Here is a 251-nt window from a genome sequence, read left to right on the forward strand (position 1 = left end):
CGGAGGCAGCAGGGGCGCCACGCGCTGCCAGAAGGCGTCGGGGACGAGTTCACGGACCATGTCCCTCAAGCTGAGGATGCCCCTTGCCAACGGCCAGCCCAGCCCTGACTTTCGTTAGGTGCTGTTAGAGTCCGTTGGGGACCACGGTCACGGTGCCGGAGCCCCTGTTGGTCAGGATGAGGTCGGCGTACCCATCCGCGTCCATGTCCGCGGTGGCGATGGCGTTGAGGCCAGGCGAGGCGCCGGTCGTG

Annotated in this window: 1 protein-coding gene; it reads right to left on the reverse strand. The window is 67.7% G+C overall.

The features are described from left to right. Nucleotides 1-124: 124 nt before the first annotated feature. The gene (locus D7X74_RS45430; protein WP_370450875.1) at nucleotides 125-220 is read right to left on the reverse strand and encodes a hypothetical protein; all 96 of its coding nucleotides are present in this window, start codon (nucleotides 218-220) and stop codon (nucleotides 125-127) included. Nucleotides 221-251 lie beyond the last annotated feature (31 nt).

Origin of the sequence: Corallococcus sp. CA047B (assembly GCF_003612065.1) — a bacterium.
Classification (GTDB): Bacteria; Myxococcota; Myxococcia; order Myxococcales; family Myxococcaceae; genus Corallococcus; species Corallococcus praedator.